Origin of the sequence: Gordonia rhizosphera NBRC 16068, assembly GCF_000298195.1 — a bacterium.
Taxonomy (GTDB): Bacteria; Actinomycetota; Actinomycetes; order Mycobacteriales; family Mycobacteriaceae; genus Gordonia; species Gordonia rhizosphera.
The window spans coordinates 50,564-65,211 of the sequence record NZ_BAHC01000154.1; the positions used below are offsets into that span (position 1 = coordinate 50,564).

At 67.1% G+C, this 14,648-nt stretch carries 18 protein-coding genes; 10 read left to right on the top strand and 8 right to left on the bottom strand.

The genetic code is table 11. The features are described from left to right. Nucleotides 1–9 precede the first annotated feature (9 nt). On the bottom strand, nucleotides 10–432 hold the full coding sequence (locus GORHZ_RS19265; protein WP_006335948.1) for an MmcQ/YjbR family DNA-binding protein: 423 nt from the start codon (nucleotides 430–432) through the stop codon (nucleotides 10–12). Nucleotides 433–654: 222 nt separating this feature from the next. Between GORHZ_RS19265 and GORHZ_RS19270 the strand changes: the two genes are divergently transcribed. After that, on the top strand, nucleotides 655–1,689 hold the full coding sequence (locus tag GORHZ_RS19270; RefSeq protein ID WP_006335949.1) for a TerC family protein: 1,035 nt from the start codon (nucleotides 655–657) through the stop codon (nucleotides 1,687–1,689). On the opposite strand, the gene GORHZ_RS19275 is transcribed toward GORHZ_RS19270, so the two are convergent. After that, on the bottom strand, nucleotides 1,671–1,952 hold the full coding sequence (locus GORHZ_RS19275; protein ID WP_006335950.1) for a YciI family protein: 282 nt from the start codon (nucleotides 1,950–1,952) through the stop codon (nucleotides 1,671–1,673). The two genes, GORHZ_RS19270 and GORHZ_RS19275, sit on opposite strands and share 19 nt — an antisense overlap. Nucleotides 1,953–1,965: 13 nt before the next feature. Then, on the bottom strand, nucleotides 1,966–2,520 hold the full coding sequence (locus GORHZ_RS19280) for an amino-acid N-acetyltransferase (protein ID WP_006335951.1): 555 nt from the start codon (nucleotides 2,518–2,520) through the stop codon (nucleotides 1,966–1,968). Between the two features lie 168 nt (nucleotides 2,521–2,688). On the opposite strand from GORHZ_RS19280, the gene pgsA reads away from it, so the two are divergent. From pgsA to GORHZ_RS19315, 7 genes are all read left to right on the top strand, one after another. Continuing rightward, on the top strand, nucleotides 2,689–3,342 hold the full coding sequence (gene pgsA, locus GORHZ_RS19285) for a CDP-diacylglycerol--glycerol-3-phosphate 3-phosphatidyltransferase (protein ID WP_006335952.1): 654 nt from the start codon (nucleotides 2,689–2,691) through the stop codon (nucleotides 3,340–3,342). A 280-nt stretch (nucleotides 3,343–3,622) separates the two neighbouring features. Then, nucleotides 3,623–3,988 (top strand): helix-turn-helix domain-containing protein, encoded by a 366-nt coding sequence (locus GORHZ_RS19290; protein WP_006335953.1) that lies wholly within the window; start codon nucleotides 3,623–3,625, stop codon nucleotides 3,986–3,988. Between the two features lie 139 nt (nucleotides 3,989–4,127). Then, nucleotides 4,128–4,937, top strand: a complete 810-nt coding sequence (locus tag GORHZ_RS19295) for a PspA/IM30 family protein (protein WP_006335954.1) — start codon at nucleotides 4,128–4,130, stop codon at nucleotides 4,935–4,937. Further along, on the top strand, nucleotides 4,934–6,121 hold the full coding sequence (locus tag GORHZ_RS19300; protein ID WP_083877367.1) for a glycosyltransferase: 1,188 nt from the start codon (nucleotides 4,934–4,936) through the stop codon (nucleotides 6,119–6,121). The genes GORHZ_RS19295 and GORHZ_RS19300 overlap by 4 nt, the downstream gene beginning before the upstream one ends. A 10-nt stretch (nucleotides 6,122–6,131) precedes the next feature. After that, entirely contained in the window at nucleotides 6,132–6,326 is a 195-nt protein-coding gene (locus GORHZ_RS19305; RefSeq protein WP_040532545.1) for a DUF3046 domain-containing protein, read from the top strand. Nucleotides 6,327–6,609: 283 nt separating this feature from the next. Next, nucleotides 6,610–7,653, top strand: a complete 1,044-nt coding sequence (recA, locus tag GORHZ_RS19310) for a recombinase RecA (protein WP_006335957.1) — start codon at nucleotides 6,610–6,612, stop codon at nucleotides 7,651–7,653. A gap of 20 nt (nucleotides 7,654–7,673) precedes the next feature. Continuing rightward, nucleotides 7,674–8,189: a regulatory protein RecX gene (locus tag GORHZ_RS19315; RefSeq protein WP_006335958.1), complete on the top strand. Its 516-nt coding sequence runs from the start codon at nucleotides 7,674–7,676 to the stop codon at nucleotides 8,187–8,189. 4 nt (nucleotides 8,190–8,193) lie between these two features. Here the strand turns inward: GORHZ_RS19315 and GORHZ_RS19320 are convergent, their stop codons facing one another. Genes GORHZ_RS19320 through GORHZ_RS19335 form a run of 4 tightly spaced genes read right to left on the bottom strand, consistent with a single transcriptional unit; the run spans nucleotide 8,194 to nucleotide 11,547 of the window. Then, nucleotides 8,194–9,090 carry an amino acid ABC transporter permease gene (locus GORHZ_RS19320; RefSeq protein WP_006335959.1) on the bottom strand — a complete coding sequence of 299 codons (897 nt, stop codon included), beginning with the start codon at nucleotides 9,088–9,090 and terminating at the stop codon, nucleotides 8,194–8,196. Further along, complete coding sequence (locus GORHZ_RS19325) at nucleotides 9,087–9,770, bottom strand: amino acid ABC transporter permease (protein WP_006335960.1); 684 nt, start codon at nucleotides 9,768–9,770, stop codon at nucleotides 9,087–9,089. The genes GORHZ_RS19320 and GORHZ_RS19325 overlap by 4 nt, the downstream gene beginning before the upstream one ends. Nucleotides 9,771–9,791: 21 nt before the next feature. Then, nucleotides 9,792–10,817: a glutamate ABC transporter substrate-binding protein gene (locus tag GORHZ_RS19330; RefSeq protein ID WP_006335961.1), complete on the bottom strand. Its 1,026-nt coding sequence runs from the start codon at nucleotides 10,815–10,817 to the stop codon at nucleotides 9,792–9,794. A 1-nt stretch (nucleotide 10,818) separates the two neighbouring features. Further along, on the bottom strand, nucleotides 10,819–11,547 hold the full coding sequence (locus GORHZ_RS19335; protein ID WP_085948723.1) for an amino acid ABC transporter ATP-binding protein: 729 nt from the start codon (nucleotides 11,545–11,547) through the stop codon (nucleotides 10,819–10,821). Nucleotides 11,548–11,689: 142 nt separating this feature from the next. On the opposite strand from GORHZ_RS19335, the gene miaB reads away from it, so the two are divergent. Together miaB and GORHZ_RS19345 are read left to right on the top strand one after the other, a co-directional pair. Next, a complete protein-coding gene (miaB, locus tag GORHZ_RS19340; protein WP_006335968.1) occupies nucleotides 11,690–13,231 on the top strand; it encodes a tRNA (N6-isopentenyl adenosine(37)-C2)-methylthiotransferase MiaB in 1,542 nt (513 codons plus the stop codon). Next, nucleotides 13,231–13,833, top strand: a complete 603-nt coding sequence (locus tag GORHZ_RS19345; RefSeq protein ID WP_006335969.1) for an Rv2732c family membrane protein — start codon at nucleotides 13,231–13,233, stop codon at nucleotides 13,831–13,833. The genes miaB and GORHZ_RS19345 overlap by 1 nt, the downstream gene beginning before the upstream one ends. A gap of 65 nt (nucleotides 13,834–13,898) precedes the next feature. Here the strand turns inward: GORHZ_RS19345 and GORHZ_RS19350 are convergent. Then, nucleotides 13,899–14,648 (bottom strand): DUF349 domain-containing protein (locus GORHZ_RS19350; RefSeq protein WP_006335970.1); only part of this gene is annotated, 750 nt, incomplete at its 5' end.

Below are 14,648 nucleotides of genomic sequence, written 5' to 3' on the forward strand. Positions count from 1 at the left end.
ACCCGACGATCACGTCAGACCGTGCTCGTCGAGCCAGGTCCGGGCACGGCGTGCCGACGCCCGGCTCAGCCAGGCGTCCTGGATCACCTCGGCGAGCTCGTCGTAGGTCAGCTCTGAGATCCGCGAGGTGCGCAGCAGCACCGACGGGTGCCCGTTGAAATGCGGCGTGGTGAAGAACGGCGAGTCGGGGTCCTGAACGAGGGCGAGCTTGTCATCGTCGGAGGGCACCCAGAAGACGACGACGTCGTCGTAGCGCTCGCCGGTGTCCGGGTCGAACGCGTCGGGGCGGGGTGTGCGGAAGAACACGAACGACTTCCCGCCGACCTGGTAGACGGGCCGGCCGGGATGACTGCCGGCGTCTGTCACGTGCGGCATTCCGCTCGCCACGTCGTGGATGTCGGTGACCGTCGCCGGACGTTGCGCAGCCGCCATGTGCCAACCGTACGCAGACGTACTATCCTGGTCGAGATCGAAGAGGGGAGTATCCCCATCCTCGCGGCGTCTCCGTCAATACGGTCCGCCGGTTCACGGTGCCGATCATCGTGACCGCGGTGGACCCGGATTCGTCGGTCGGGTGTTCGCCATCGTCCGGGCCCGGCGGGAGAGACCTCTGGCATCGCTGGCTTGTGCTGCGCGCTGGAGGAGATCATTTCTATGGATGTGTCGACAATCACCTGGATCGTCACCTGTGTGGTGATCCTGGGTCTGTTCGTCTTCGACTTCTTTGCCCACGTCCGGGTGCCCCATGCACCCAGCATCAAGGAATCCGGCTTCTGGTCGGCGGTCTACATATCGATCGCCGTGGTGTTCGGCCTCTTCGTGTGGTGGAAGTGGGGACACGCCGCCGGCGGTGAATACTTCGCCGGCTACGTCACCGAGAAGGCGCTTTCGGTCGACAACCTCTTCGTCTTCGTCATCATCATGTCGAAGTTCGCCGTACCGCGCGAATACCAGCAGAAGGTGCTGCTGCTCGGCATCGTGATGGCGCTGGTGATGCGCGGTCTGTTCATCGCGGTCGGTGCGGCCGCGATCAACGCCTACAGCTGGGTCTTCTACCTCTTCGGCGCGTTCCTGATCTACACCGCGATCAAGCTGGTGCGCGAGAGCGACGACCCGGTCGAGCACGAGGAGGAGCGCGAGAGCCGGTTGGAGCGCTTCGTGAAGCGCGTCCTGCGCACCTCGGACGACTACGACGGCGACAAGCTGTTCACCCGGGCCAACGGCAAGCGCATGGCGACCCCGATGCTCATGGTGTTGATCGTCATCGGCTTCACCGACGTCCTGTTCGCGCTCGACTCGATCCCGGCCATCTACGGCCTGACCCAGGAGCCGTACCTGGTCTTCACCGCCAATGCGTTCGCACTCATGGGGCTGCGGCAGCTGTACTTCCTGCTCGGCGGGCTGCTCGACCGGCTCGTGTACCTGTCCTACGGGCTGTCGTTCATCCTCGCCTTCATCGGCGTGAAGCTCGTGCTGCACGCCCTGCACGAGAACACCCTGCCGTTCATCAACGGCGGCGAGCATGTGTCGGTGCCGGAGATCTCCACGGTGGCGTCGCTGGCCGTCATCATCGTCACGCTGGTGATCACCACGGTCGCAAGCCTGATCAAGTCGAACGGCGACGACGGCGGGTCCGGCACCTCGCCGGCGGTGGAATCGGGGCGGTCCGATCAGTCGAACGGACCGTAGAGCTGTCCCCATTCGACGACCCGCACCGCGTCGACCGCCTCGTGGGCGATGAACGGGTCGTTGGCGATGAACGCCTCCGCGGCCTCGAGACCCTCCGCGCGGATCACCAGGAGCGCACCGCTGCCGTCCGGGTAGGCGCCGACGAGTAGCACGTTGCCCGCCGTGTGCTCCTCATCGAGCCACTGGCGGTGCAGCGGGCGGTACTGGTCGCGTAGCGCCGCCTTGGCGCTGCCGTAGGTGTAGTGCACTGCGAACATCGACATCGTCGGCTCCTGTTCAGGTCGTTTGATCGAGGGAGGCGAGCATCCGGGTGTTGCCCAGGGTGTTCGGCTTCACGTAGCTGAGATCGAGGAACTCGGCGACACCTGTGTCGTAGGACCGGCACATCTCCTCGAAGACCTCGCGGGTCACCGGAGTCCCCTCGATCTCGGCGAACCCATGCCGGGCGAAGAAGGCGGTCTCGAAGGTGAGCACGAACACCCGCGAGAGCTGCAGCTCACGGGCCACGTCCATGAGACGACCGACCAGCCGGTGGCCGATACCGCGACCGCCGTGCGCATGGTCCACCGCGACGGTACGCACCTCGCCGAGGTCGGCCCAGAGGACGTGCAGCGCGCCGCACCCCACCACGACTCCGTCGATGTCGGCGACCCAGAACTCCTGCACGGCCTCGTAGAGGGTGACGAGATTCTTCTCGAGAAGGATGCGCCCGGCGTACTGGTCGATCAGTTCCTTGATGCGTGGCACATCCGAGGTGCGGGCCCGGCGGACGACCACGTCGGATGACCCGGTGTCAGGCGTGGGCGCCGGTTCGGGCGCGACAGGGGGCATGGCATCTCACAGTAGTCGCGCCGCGGAGCGCGATGCACGCCGTTTCCGGTGTGGCGCGCGTGGAATGACGACCTGACGGACCAGCGCCGACGGCCCTGTCGATAGTCTGGTGGACGTGCGGGAGCAGTATCGCCGGGTGGGGGCCCGGCCACGACGGGTCGGTTCGACATGACCGACCGGATTCGCCGTGCGGCGAGCGAGCACCGACTCGCGGCGACCGACCGCGGACCGGATCACATCACCGATCCGGTCGACGCGGTCCCGGTGGTCAACATCGCGAACGCGTTGACCGTCTTCCGGATTGTGCTCGTGCCCGTGTTCGTGGTCGTCCTGTTCGTCGGCGGCGGACATGACACGGGCTGGCGGATCGCCGCCGCGATCGTGTTCGTGGTGGCCGCCATCACCGACCGCTACGACGGACGGCTGGCCCGCGAACGTGGTCTCATCACCGACTTCGGCAAACTCGCCGACCCCATCGCGGACAAGGCGCTGATCGGGGCTGCGCTCGTCGGGCTGTCGATCCTCGGCGATCTGGCCTGGTGGGTCACCGTGGTGATCCTGGTCCGCGAACTGGGTGTGACGGGGCTGCGCTTCTGGGTGCTGCGTCACGGGGTGATCCCGGCGAGTCGGGGCGGCAAGCTGAAGACGTTGCTGCAGTCCGTCGCGATAGGCCTGTACCTGCTGCCGCTCGCCGGCGCATGGCATGTGGTGGCCGCGGTGGTCATGGGGGCCGCCGTCGTGGTCACGGTGATCACCGGGTTCGACTACATCTGGCAGGCGGTGGCACTGCGCCGCGGGTCCGCCGTCGCGGCGCGACGGTGAACCGCGCACGGGCGAGCACCGAGAGTGTTCGCCCTCGGCGCAACCGGGCCCGACGCGCCCGGTCCCGGGCGGCACCAGCCGGCATATTGGACTACTGTCGTCGTCACGGAAGTTAGGTGAGCCACCGGCGTCGAGCGTCGATACGTGGCCACCGACGGCCGTGATCGTTGACAGGCGAGACGTACCGACGACGCGTGATCGGCGCGGGGAACCAGAAGCGGTACCCCGTCGTTGTGGAGATGTTGTCGTGACGGATCGTCAGCAGTGAGGAGGACGCTCGATGGCAGTGCTACTGCGAGAGGCGCTTGGCGACAGCCTTCGCCGGGCACGCACGGCGCAGGGTCGGACCCTGCGCGAGGTGTCCACCGATGCCCGCGTGAGCCTCGGCTACCTGTCCGAGGTGGAGCGTGGCCAGAAGGAGGCGTCCAGCGAGCTGCTGGCCGCGATCTGTGACGCCCTCGACGTGGAGATCGCCGATCTCCTGCTCGACATCGGTCATGCGATGCGCCCGGCCGACCGCGACGACCTGGTGACCAGCCCGGAGACCGGTTTGGTCGCCGACGCGGAGATGGCCGTGCTCGACGCGAAGGTCGTCATCGCCGCGCCGGCCGGCCGCAGCGAGGCGACCGCGCTCGCCGCCGCCTGAGTCCCGGACGGACCACCGCGCGCGGTTCACCGCCGCGCGGCACCGGTCGTGCTCACGGGTGCGCCCACCCCGTCACCGCAACAACGGCTAGATTGGTTACACACCGCACCGAACCACCCGGAATGGAGTTGACGGAGGCATGGCGAATCCGTTCGTGAAGTTGTGGCGCTATCTGATGGCACTCGGCAACGCGAAGATCGACGAGAACGCGGATCCGAAGATCCAGATCCAGCAGGCGATCGAGGAGGCGCAGCGCCAGCACCAGGCCCTGTCGCAGCAGGCCGCGTCGGTCATCGGCAACCAGCGCCAGCTGGAGATGAAGCTCAACCGCCAGCTCGAAGAGGTCGAGAAGCTGCAGGCCAACACGCGCCAGGCCCTCACCCTCGCCGATCAGGCCGCCGCTGCCGGTGATGCCGGCAAGGCAGGCGAGTACACCAACGCCGCCGAGGCGTTCGCCGCCCAGCTCGTGACCGCCGAGCAGAGCGTCGAGGATCTCAAGGCGCTGCACGACCAGTCGCTGCAGGCCGCCGAACAGGCCAAGCAGGCGGTCGAACGCAACGCGATGATGCTTCAGCAGAAGCTGGCGGAGCGTTCCAAGCTGCTCAGCCAGCTCGAGCAGGCCAAGATGCAGGAGCAGGTGAGCGCGTCGCTCAACCAGATGAGCGAACTCGCGGTGCCGGGCAACACCCCGAATCTCGATCAGGTCCGCGACAAGATCGAACGCCGCTACGCCAACGCGCTCGGCCAGGCCGAACTCGCACAGAACACGGTGCAGGGCCGGATGCAGGAGGTCCAACAGGCCGGTATCCAGATGGCCGGGCACGCGCGCCTCGAACAGATCCGGGCGAGTATGGGTGGCGCGCTGCCGTCGAGCGGCACGGGCGCTGCCGCACCGGCCGCTCAGCCCGCCCAGCCGGCGGTCGAGCAGCCGCCGCAGACCGGGAACTGAGCGATCTCGCCCGCGTCGCGATCGTCGCGGGACCCGATGCGGGACATGCGTTTCCGGCGTTCTCCCTCGCCGAGCGACTGACCCGGCACGGTATCGCCGCGGTGGTGTTCACCGGTCGGCGATGGCGTGCGGTGGCCGGTGCGCGCGGCATCGTCGTCGAGGAGTTGCCCGGACTGGCCGCACAGGCCGACGACGATGACACCGATGCCGGGGCGAAGCTGAGTCATCGCGCCGCGCGGATCGCCACCGCGCTGGCTCCGAGACTCGTCGAGCGACGGATCGACCTGGTCGTCTCCGACGTGATCACCGTGGGCGGAGCGTGGGCGGCCGAACTCGCCGGCATCGCGTGGATCGAACTGTCACCGCACCCGCTGTACCTGCCGTCCAAGGGGCTGCCGCCGATCGGTGCCGGGCTCGAACCCGGGACAGGACCGGCTGGCCGCCTGCGTGATGCGATGCTGCGCACCGCGGCCCGGCGGTCGTTGCGTCAAGGGGAGAGACAACGGGAACGGGCCCGCGGCGGGATCGGGCTGCACGGACGATGCGGGCACCCCGTCGCACGTTTCGTCGCCACCCTGCCCGCCCTCGAGGTCCGGCGACCGGACTGGCCGGCCGACACCCATCTCGTCGGGCCATTGCTGTGGGAACCCACCGACGACGTGTTCGAGCGACCCACCGGCCCGGGTCCGCTGGTGCTGGTCGCACCGTCGACGGCGAGCACGGGGGCCACGGACATGGCCTCGGTGGCGTTGGCCGCACTGTCTGGGGAGGCGCTCGGAATGGCTGTGCGCGTGGTGGTTTCGGCACTCGAACGCCCCCGGGGGATCACCGGCGCCGACGGCGTGGTCATCGGGTCCGCGCGGCAGGACGAGATTCTCGCCGAGGTCGACCTCGTGGTGTGCGGTGCCGGCCACGGGATGCTCGCCAAGGCGTTGGCGGCCGGTGTGCCGGTGGTCACCGTCCCCGGCGGCGGCGATCAGTGGGAGCTGGCCAATCGGGTGCGGCGGCAGGGCAGCGGGTTGCTGGTGCGTCCGGTGGAGGCCGGGGCCCTGGCCTCCGCAGTCGCGACGGTGCTGAGCGACCCCGGTTTCGGCGAGGCGGCGAGGCGGGCGGCGGCCTCGTCGTCGGCGGTCGTGGATCCGGTGCGGATCGTCGAGGGGTTGCTCGCCGCACGCGATGGGTAGGCTGTCGGGCGTGCGTCTGACCGAGTTCACCGAGTTGATCACCGCGGAGTTCGGGGGGCAGTCGGCCGATTCCATCCTGGTCGACCACGTGCTCACCGAGTTCGGCGGGCGCACCGGCGCGCAGGCGATCGAGGACGGCGTAGACCCACGAGATGTCTGGGTCGCGATCTGCCGGGATTTCGACGTTCCGCGCGAGCGCTGGTAGCCGCGCGCCCGGACTGCACCGGCCGCGCGTGTCACACTTGCCATCGAACACATGTTCGTTCATTGTTGGGTACATGACGGAACCGGACTCGGGCCATGCGCGTCTAAGTGGAACAGCACCACAAGCATGAGAACCGCCCGAGAAACCACGAACCGCTCAACGGAGACGAACCGCTAAACGGAGATTGTCAGACCCTCCGGCTAACGTGCAGATCACGTCAGCCGACAATGTACAGACCCACCATCCGACCGGATGACCGGCGGAGAGTTCGGAGGAGAACCCCATGGCAGCTGCACCTCAGGACCGGGAGAAGGCCCTCGATCTGGCGCTGGCACAGATCGACAAGAGTTTCGGCAAGGGTTCGGTCATGCGACTCGGAGAGGAGAGCCGCCAGCCGATCGAGGTGATCCCCACCGGATCGATCGCGCTGGATGTCGCGCTCGGTATCGGAGGTCTCCCGCGGGGCCGCGTCGTCGAGATCTACGGCCCGGAGTCCTCTGGCAAGACCACCGTCGCCCTGCACGCCGTGGCCAACGCACAGGCGGCCGGTGGCATCGCGGCCTTCATCGATGCCGAGCACGCCCTCGACCCCGACTACGCCGCCCGGCTCGGCGTGGACACCGATGCGTTGCTGGTGTCCCAGCCCGACACCGGTGAGCAGGCGCTCGAGATCGCGGACATGTTGATCCGGTCCGGCGCGCTGGACATCCTGGTCATCGACTCGGTCGCCGCACTCGTCCCCAAGGCCGAGATCGAGGGCGAGATGGGTGACAGCCACGTCGGTCTGCAGGCCCGTCTGATGAGTCAGGCACTGCGCAAGATGACGTCGGCGCTGAGCAACTCGAAGACCACCGCCATCTTCATCAACCAGCTGCGCGAGAAGATCGGCGTGATGTTCGGCTCCCCGGAGACCACCACGGGCGGCAAGGCGCTGAAGTTCTATTCCTCTGTGCGGCTTGATGTCCGGCGCATCGAGACCCTCAAGGACGGAACCGAGGCCGTCGGCAACCGCACCCGGGTGAAGGTCGTGAAGAACAAGGTGGCCCCGCCGTTCAAGCAGGCCGAGTTCGACATCCTCTACGGCCAGGGCATCAGCAAGGAGGGCTCGCTCATCGACATGGGCGTGGCCGAGGGCTTCATCCGCAAGTCGGGCTCGTGGTTCACCTATGACGGTGATCAGCTCGGCCAGGGCAAGGAGAACGCGCGGAAATTCTTGCTGGAGAACGACGACATCCGCGACGAGATCGAGAAGAAGATCAAGGAGAAGCTCGGTATCGGAGCGGTGGTCGACGCCGACGACGTCGCCCCGGCGCCGGTGGAGTTCTGATCCGCCGAGTCGATTCGACGATGACCACGACATCGGACCCCGGGGAACGGACCGGACCCAGCGCCTGGGATGCCGCCCTCCGACTCCTCGGGGTCCGCGCGCGGTCGCGCCAGGAGATGAGGGATCGTCTCGCCCGCAAGGGCTTCGATGCCGAGACGATCGACGATGTGCTGGCGCGGCTGGACAAACACGATCTCGTCGACGACACGGAGTTCGCCGCCGAATGGGTGCGTTCGCGGGGCACGAACTCCGCTCGGGGACGCGTGGCGCTCCGGCAGGAGCTACGTGCGAAGGGGATCGATGGCGCAACCATCGAATCCGCCCTCGCCGAGGTCGACCCCACCGATGAGCGTGCTGTCGCCGGCGGTCTGGTCGCCAAGAAGCTCACCCCCGTCCAGGTCGACCAGCTGCGGGAGGACCCGGCGATGCGCGACAGGCTGTTCCGCCGCCTCGTCGGGCAACTCCTGCGCCGCGGCTACCCGCAGTCGATGGCCATCGACGTGGTCAACGAGGCGCTGGACGCGGCAGCCGACTGACCGGCTACTTCTTCGACCCGAAGTTCGGCATGTTCTCCATCGCCGCGAGATCGGCGTCCTCGCCATCGACGACCGCCGTCTTGCGGCGCCCGGTACGCAGACGCCTCTCGAGGTAATGGGCCAGCGATGACAGTCCGAAGTTGATGGCGATCATCACGAGCGCCACGACGACGAGGGCAGGTAGATAATTCCCGTAGTACGACGCCGACTGGATGCCGGAGCGAACCACCTCGACGTAACCGATCGCGTAGCCGAGGGCGCTGTCCTTGAGCGCGATGACCATCTGCGAGACCAGCGCCGGCAGCATCGCCGTGACCGCCTGTGGTAGCAGGATGCTCCGCATCATCTGGCCCTTGCGCAATCCCAGGGCCCTCGATGCCTCGGTCTGTCCCTTCGGCAGCGAGTTGATTCCGGATCGCAGGATCTCGGCGATGACCGAACCGTTGTAGAGCGTCAGGCCGGTCACCACGGCGGCGAAGGCAAGCTGAGACGAGGGGAAGATCGCGTAGTCGGCGTACAGGTAGTAGGCGAAGATCATGAGGATCAGCACCGGGATCGCTCGGAAGATCTCGACGAACAGACCAGAGAGCGTCCGCACCCACAGATGATCGGAGAGGCGCCCGACCCCCAGGACCGCGCCGAGCGCCAAGGCCAGGATGATCGACAGGGCGGCGGCCTTGAGCGTGCCCCACAGTCCGGGCAGGACGTAGGTCGTCCACGTCGTCGACTTGATGAACGGGTTCCACTTGTCCGTGGTCAGCTGATCGTTGCCGGCCAGGACGACCAGGACGTAGATGGCGATCGCCACCAACACCGCGATGAACACCACCGCGGTGATCGCGTTCCGACGTCGTGCTTTCGGGCCGGGTGCGTCGTAGAGGACGGTTGCGTTCTCGCTCATCGCTTCACCGCCAGTCGCTTGGCGAGGTAGCCGAAGACAAACCCTTCGGTGAGCGTGATGATCATGAAGCCGGCGGCGATGATCACGAAGATCGCCACGATCTGGTCGGAGTACGTCTCGATCTCCTCCTTCATCAGCAGGGATGCCTCTGCGACCCCGATGACCGAGGCGATGGTGGTGTTCTTCGTCAGGGCGATGAGCACGCTGCCGAGTGGCCCGATCACCGACCGGATGGCCTGTGGCAGCACGATGATCCCGAGGACCTGTGGGAAGGTCAGGCCCAGTGAGCGTGCGGCCTCGGCCTGACCGATGGGCACCGTGTTGAAGCCGGACCGCAGCGTCTCGCAGACGAAGGTCGCGGTGTAGAGGATGAACGCGAGGACCGCGAGCCAGAAGTTGTTGTTCTTGATGAAGTTCGCGTTGTCCGGCGCCAATGCCAGGCCCAGGTTCTGATAGAGACCGATGGAGCAGAACAGCACGATCAGTGTCAGGGGCGTGTTGCGCACGATGTTCACGTACACCCCGGCGAATCCGCGCATCACCGGGACCGGGGACACCCGCATGGCGGCCAGCAGTGTGCCCCAGATGAGCGCGCCGATGGCCGAGAAGAACGTCAGTTTCAGGGTCACCCAGAAGGCGGGCCACAGCTGTGGCCCCATGTCCGACCAGAGTTCACTCATGTCCGGTTCGTCCCTTCCTCGTCAGCTCAGGCCCGGTGGGCAGGGTGTCGGCTCCGAATCGAGAAAGCTGAGATTCCCCGGGTCGGGGGTGAACTTGTAGCGGGAGTCCGGCTTGTCGGCGCGCACGATCATGTAGTCCACCTGCTCGTTGCCGATCGAATCGCGCAGCGCGCGGTCCCAGGGCGACACGCCGTCGGGGCCGGGGACCATCATCGCGTCGAGCGCCTCGTTGACCTTGGTCACCGACTCCGGGAACTCTTTGGCCAGGCCGACGCCGTAGTACTCCGTCGAGAACGGTGTGCCGGCCGTCTTGAGCGCGTCCTTGACGCACGCGTCCTTCGGATAGACCATGTCGACAAGCTTGAACTCGCCCGGAAAGAAGTTGGCGTAGCCGGCCAGGATGACCTCGTCGGTGGTCAGCGCATCGACCTTGCCGCGACGCAGCGCCTCCACACAGGACGAATAGGAGTCGTATTCCTGGAGCTGCACGGACGGAAGCTGTGCCTTGACGTTCTGGGCCGACGTCGACCCGGTCACCGAACAGAGCTTCTTGCCCTTGTTCAGGTCGGTGAGGGTGGTGATCGAGTCGTCGTCCTCACGCACCAGGAGACCCTGGTAGTTGATGAGGTATGGCCCGCCGAAGTCGACCTTCTTGGCCCGGGCAGACGTGATCGAGTAGGTGGCGGTGATCATGTCCACCTCGCCGTTGTTGATCAGCGTCTCGCGCTGAGCCGACGGGGTTTCGCGCCACCTGATCTCGGGGTGATCGACGCCGAGAGAGTCGGCTATGTGGTTCACCACGAACGTCGCGACGGCCGGATCGAAGCCGGTCACCGACTTGTCGGGATTGCGCAGACCCAAGCCGGGCTGGTCGTACTTGGTGCCGAGTACGACGGTGCCGCTGCGGATCGAATCGATCAGGTTCTTGGGCTCGGAACTGCCACACGCCGCCAGCGCTCCGGCGATGAGAACAACCGCGAGGGCGAGGATCGAGATGCCGGAACGTCCGTGCGGGCGTCGGCGCGATGTGGCTGGTGCTGCGCCCATGTCAGTGGCCCAGGATCTTTCCGAGGAAATCCCGCGCGCGCTCCGATGAGGGATTCGAGAAGAACGTTTCCGGATCATCGTCCTCGACGATCGCACCGTCGGCCATGAAGATGACGCGGTCGGCAGCCTTGCGGGCGAAACCCATCTCGTGGGTCACCACCAGCATCGTCATCCCCTCCTTGGCGAGGGAGACCATCACGTCGAGCACCTCGTTGACCATCTCCGGATCGAGCGCCGAGGTCGGCTCGTCGAACAGCATCACCTTGGGCTCCATGGCCAGAGACCGCGCGATCGCGACGCGCTGTTGCTGACCGCCGGAGAGTTGGGCGGGGTATTTGTCCTTCTGACTGGCGATGCCGACCCGCTCGAGCAGTTCGATGGCTCGCTTGGTGGCGTCGGCCTTGCTCTTCTTGCGTACCTTCATCGGCGCCAGCGTGACGTTCTCGAGGATCGTCTTGTGCGCGAACAGGTTGAACGACTGGAAGACCATCCCCACGTCGGCACGCAGGCGCGCGAGGTCCTTGCCCTCGTCGGGGAGCAGGATGCCCTCGACATAGATCTCACCGCTGTCGATGGGCTCGAGTCGGTTGATGGTGCGGCACAGAGTCGACTTGCCCGAACCCGAGGGGCCGAGCACCACCACCACCTGCCCGGCAGGCACCTCGAGATCGATGTCCCTCAGCACGTGGAGAGAGCCGAAGTGCTTCTGCACGTTCTTCATGGCGATCATCGGCCGTGACGAGTCCGTCGCGGTGTCCTCGATCGGCGAATCGGTCATAAATGCACCCTAGTGCCGTCCGCGCGCCACGTCCTGTTCATCGGCCATCCCGTCGGCGGGGATCGCGATTTGCGCAGGCCCGTACCCTGAATGGGTGAGTATCGACTTGTCCGAGCGGCGTGTTGCGCCCGGTCGCAGCTATCAGGTCCGCACCTACGGCTGCCAGATGAACGTCCACGATTCGGAGCGGATCGCGGGGTTGTTGGAGGACGCCGGCTATGTCCGGGCCGCCGAGGGGACCGACGCGGATCTGGTGGTGTTCAACACCTGCGCGATCCGCGAGAACGCCGACAACAAGCTCTACGGGAACCTGTCACATCTGGCGCCGGTGAAGTCGGCCCGTCCGGGCATGCAGATCGCCGTCGGCGGATGCCTGGCCCAGAAGGACAAGGACACGGTGTTGCGCAAGGCGCCGTGGGTGGACGTCGTCTTCGGCACCCACAACATCGGTTCGCTGCCCGCGCTGCTCGACCGTTCCCGGCACAACGACGCCGCCCAGGTCGAGATTCTCGACTCCCTGGAGCGATTCCCCTCGACGTTGCCGGCCAAGCGCGAATCGGCGTATTCGGGCTGGGTGTCGGTTTCGGTCGGCTGCAACAACACCTGCACGTTCTGCATCGTCCCGTCGCTGCGCGGCAAGGAGGTCGACCGCCGGCCCGGCGACGTCCTGGCCGAGGTGCAGGCGCTCGTCGACCAAGGTGTCCTCGAGATCACACTGCTCGGTCAGAACGTGAACGCCTACGGCATGTCCTTCGCCGACCCGGGCCAGCCCCGCAATCGCGGGGCGTTCGCCGAGTTGCTGTGCGCCTGCGGGGACATCGACGGCCTCGAACGGGTGCGGTTCACCTCACCGCATCCCGCCGAGTTCACCGACGACGTGATCGAGGCGATGGCGCAGACACCGAACGTCTGCCCACAGCTGCACATGCCGTTGCAGTCGGGTTCGGATCGGATCCTCAAGGCCATGCGACGCAGCTACCGGCAGCGCAGATTCCTCGGCATCCTGGACAAGGTGCGCGAGGCGATGCCGCATGCGGCGATCACCACCGACATCATCGTCGGCTTCCCGGGCGAGACCGAGGAGGATTTCCAGGAGACCCTCGACGTGGTCGCGGCGGCACGGTTCTCGAGCGCCTTCACCTTCCAGTACTCGCCCCGGCCCGGGACCCCGGCCGCGACGATGCCCGACCAGGTGCCGCCCGACGTGGTCGGTGAGCGCTACCAGCGCCTCATCGCGCTGCAGGAACAGATCTGCCTGACCGAGAACGAAGGTCTCGTCGGGTCCGAGGTGGAGTTGCTCGTCGTCGCCGACGAGGGCCGCAAATCGGCGCACCATCATCGGATGACCGGGCGGGCGCGCGACGGTCGGCTCGTGCATTTCGCGGCGGGGGATCGCTCCACCGGCGAGGGCATCCGGCCCGGCGATGTGGTGACGACCCACATCACCGGTGCGGCGCCGCATCATCTGATCGCCGATGCCGGGGTGGCCACACATCGTCGGACCCGCGCCGGCGACGCCCACGAAGCCAACCAAACGCCGACGACACCCGCCGTCGGCGTCGGGCTCGGGATGCCGACGATCGGTGCGGCGCCGCCCGAACCCGTGACGGTCGGGTGTTCAGGAGGTTGTGGCTGATGAGTGACGCCGGGAAGTTCGCCGCGTACGAGGGTGATCTGCGCAAGGCCGAGCGCAAGGTTGCCGGTGAGATCGATCCGGGGATGCGCGCCGTGGTGGTCGCGGTCGCGGTCCTGCTCGCGATGGCCTCTCTGGTCCTGCCGCACACCGGCTCCGCCAGCGGCATCGAAGTCCTCACCTTCGCGCCGGACGCGGAGGCCGAACGGGTCACCATCACCTCTGAGGTGTTCGTCTACCTGCTGGTGATCTTCGGGATCGGGTTCTCGGTGCTGGCGCTGCTGACCAGGCGCTGGATAATGGCGTGGATTGCGTTGTGCGGCAGCGCTGTCGCCTGCGTGGCGGGGATGCTCGCGTGGTGGTCGCGGAACACGCCCGGTGTTGGGGGCGTGGAACCGCCGTCGGGGGTCGGGATCGGCCTGATCCTGGGCTGGATCGCGGTATTCGTACTGACCTTCCACTGGTCGCGGGTGGTGTGGGCGCGCAGCAACTACCACCTGGCACTGGAGGAGGAACGACGCAAGGAGGCCGCCGCCCGCGAGGAACACGCGCGGTCCCTGCATCGCAAGGCGACCCCGCAGAACTCCGAGCAGCAGGACTCCTGACGGTCGCGGCGCTCGCTTGATCGCTGAGCGCTCGCCTGATGGCCCCTCGGCGCTCGCCTGATCGCTCAGCGGTCGGCGATGGCGCTGGCCGCTGCCTGTGCCCACTCCTGCCACTGCGCCGCCTGCTCACGCAGCTTCGCGGCGTCCTTGGCCTTGCCCCGCTCCTCCGCCTTGCGGGCCTGCTCCTCGAGTTGGGCCGCGCGGTCGGCGAACTGAGCGGCGCGCGCCTCCGCCTCCGGATCGGTGCGCTGCCACTGGGCGTCCTCGGCGTCGCGGATGCGCTTCTCGAGCGCTCGTGCCCGCCCCTCGAGGCTGCCCATCTGCTCGCGCGGCACCTTGCCGATTTCGTCCCACTTGTCGCGGAACGCGCGGAAATCGCGACGCGCGGCGTCCATGTCGGTGACGGGATCGATGGTCTTCTCGGCCTCCTCGAGCAACGCGATCTTGGCCGATGCGTTCGCCGCGTACTCGTTGTCGCGCTCGGAGGTGGCCGAGTTGCGCGCGGCGAAGAAGACATCCTGGGCCGCCTTGAACCGGTGCCACAGGGCGTCGTCGGCGTCGCGGGGCGCGCGTCCGGCGGCCTTCCACTCGACGAGCAGCTCACGGAACTTCGCTGATGTCGTACCCCAGTCGGTGGACGAGGACAGCTCCTCGGCCCGTACGATCAGCTCCTCCTTGCGTGCCTTGGCGCCCGCCCGCTCGCGGTCGAGCTCGGCGAAATGCGCTCCCCGGCGGCGGTTGAAGGCGTCTCGGGCCTTTGCGTACCGCTTCCACAACGCGTCGTCGGTCTTGCGGTCGATGCCCTTGATCGTCTT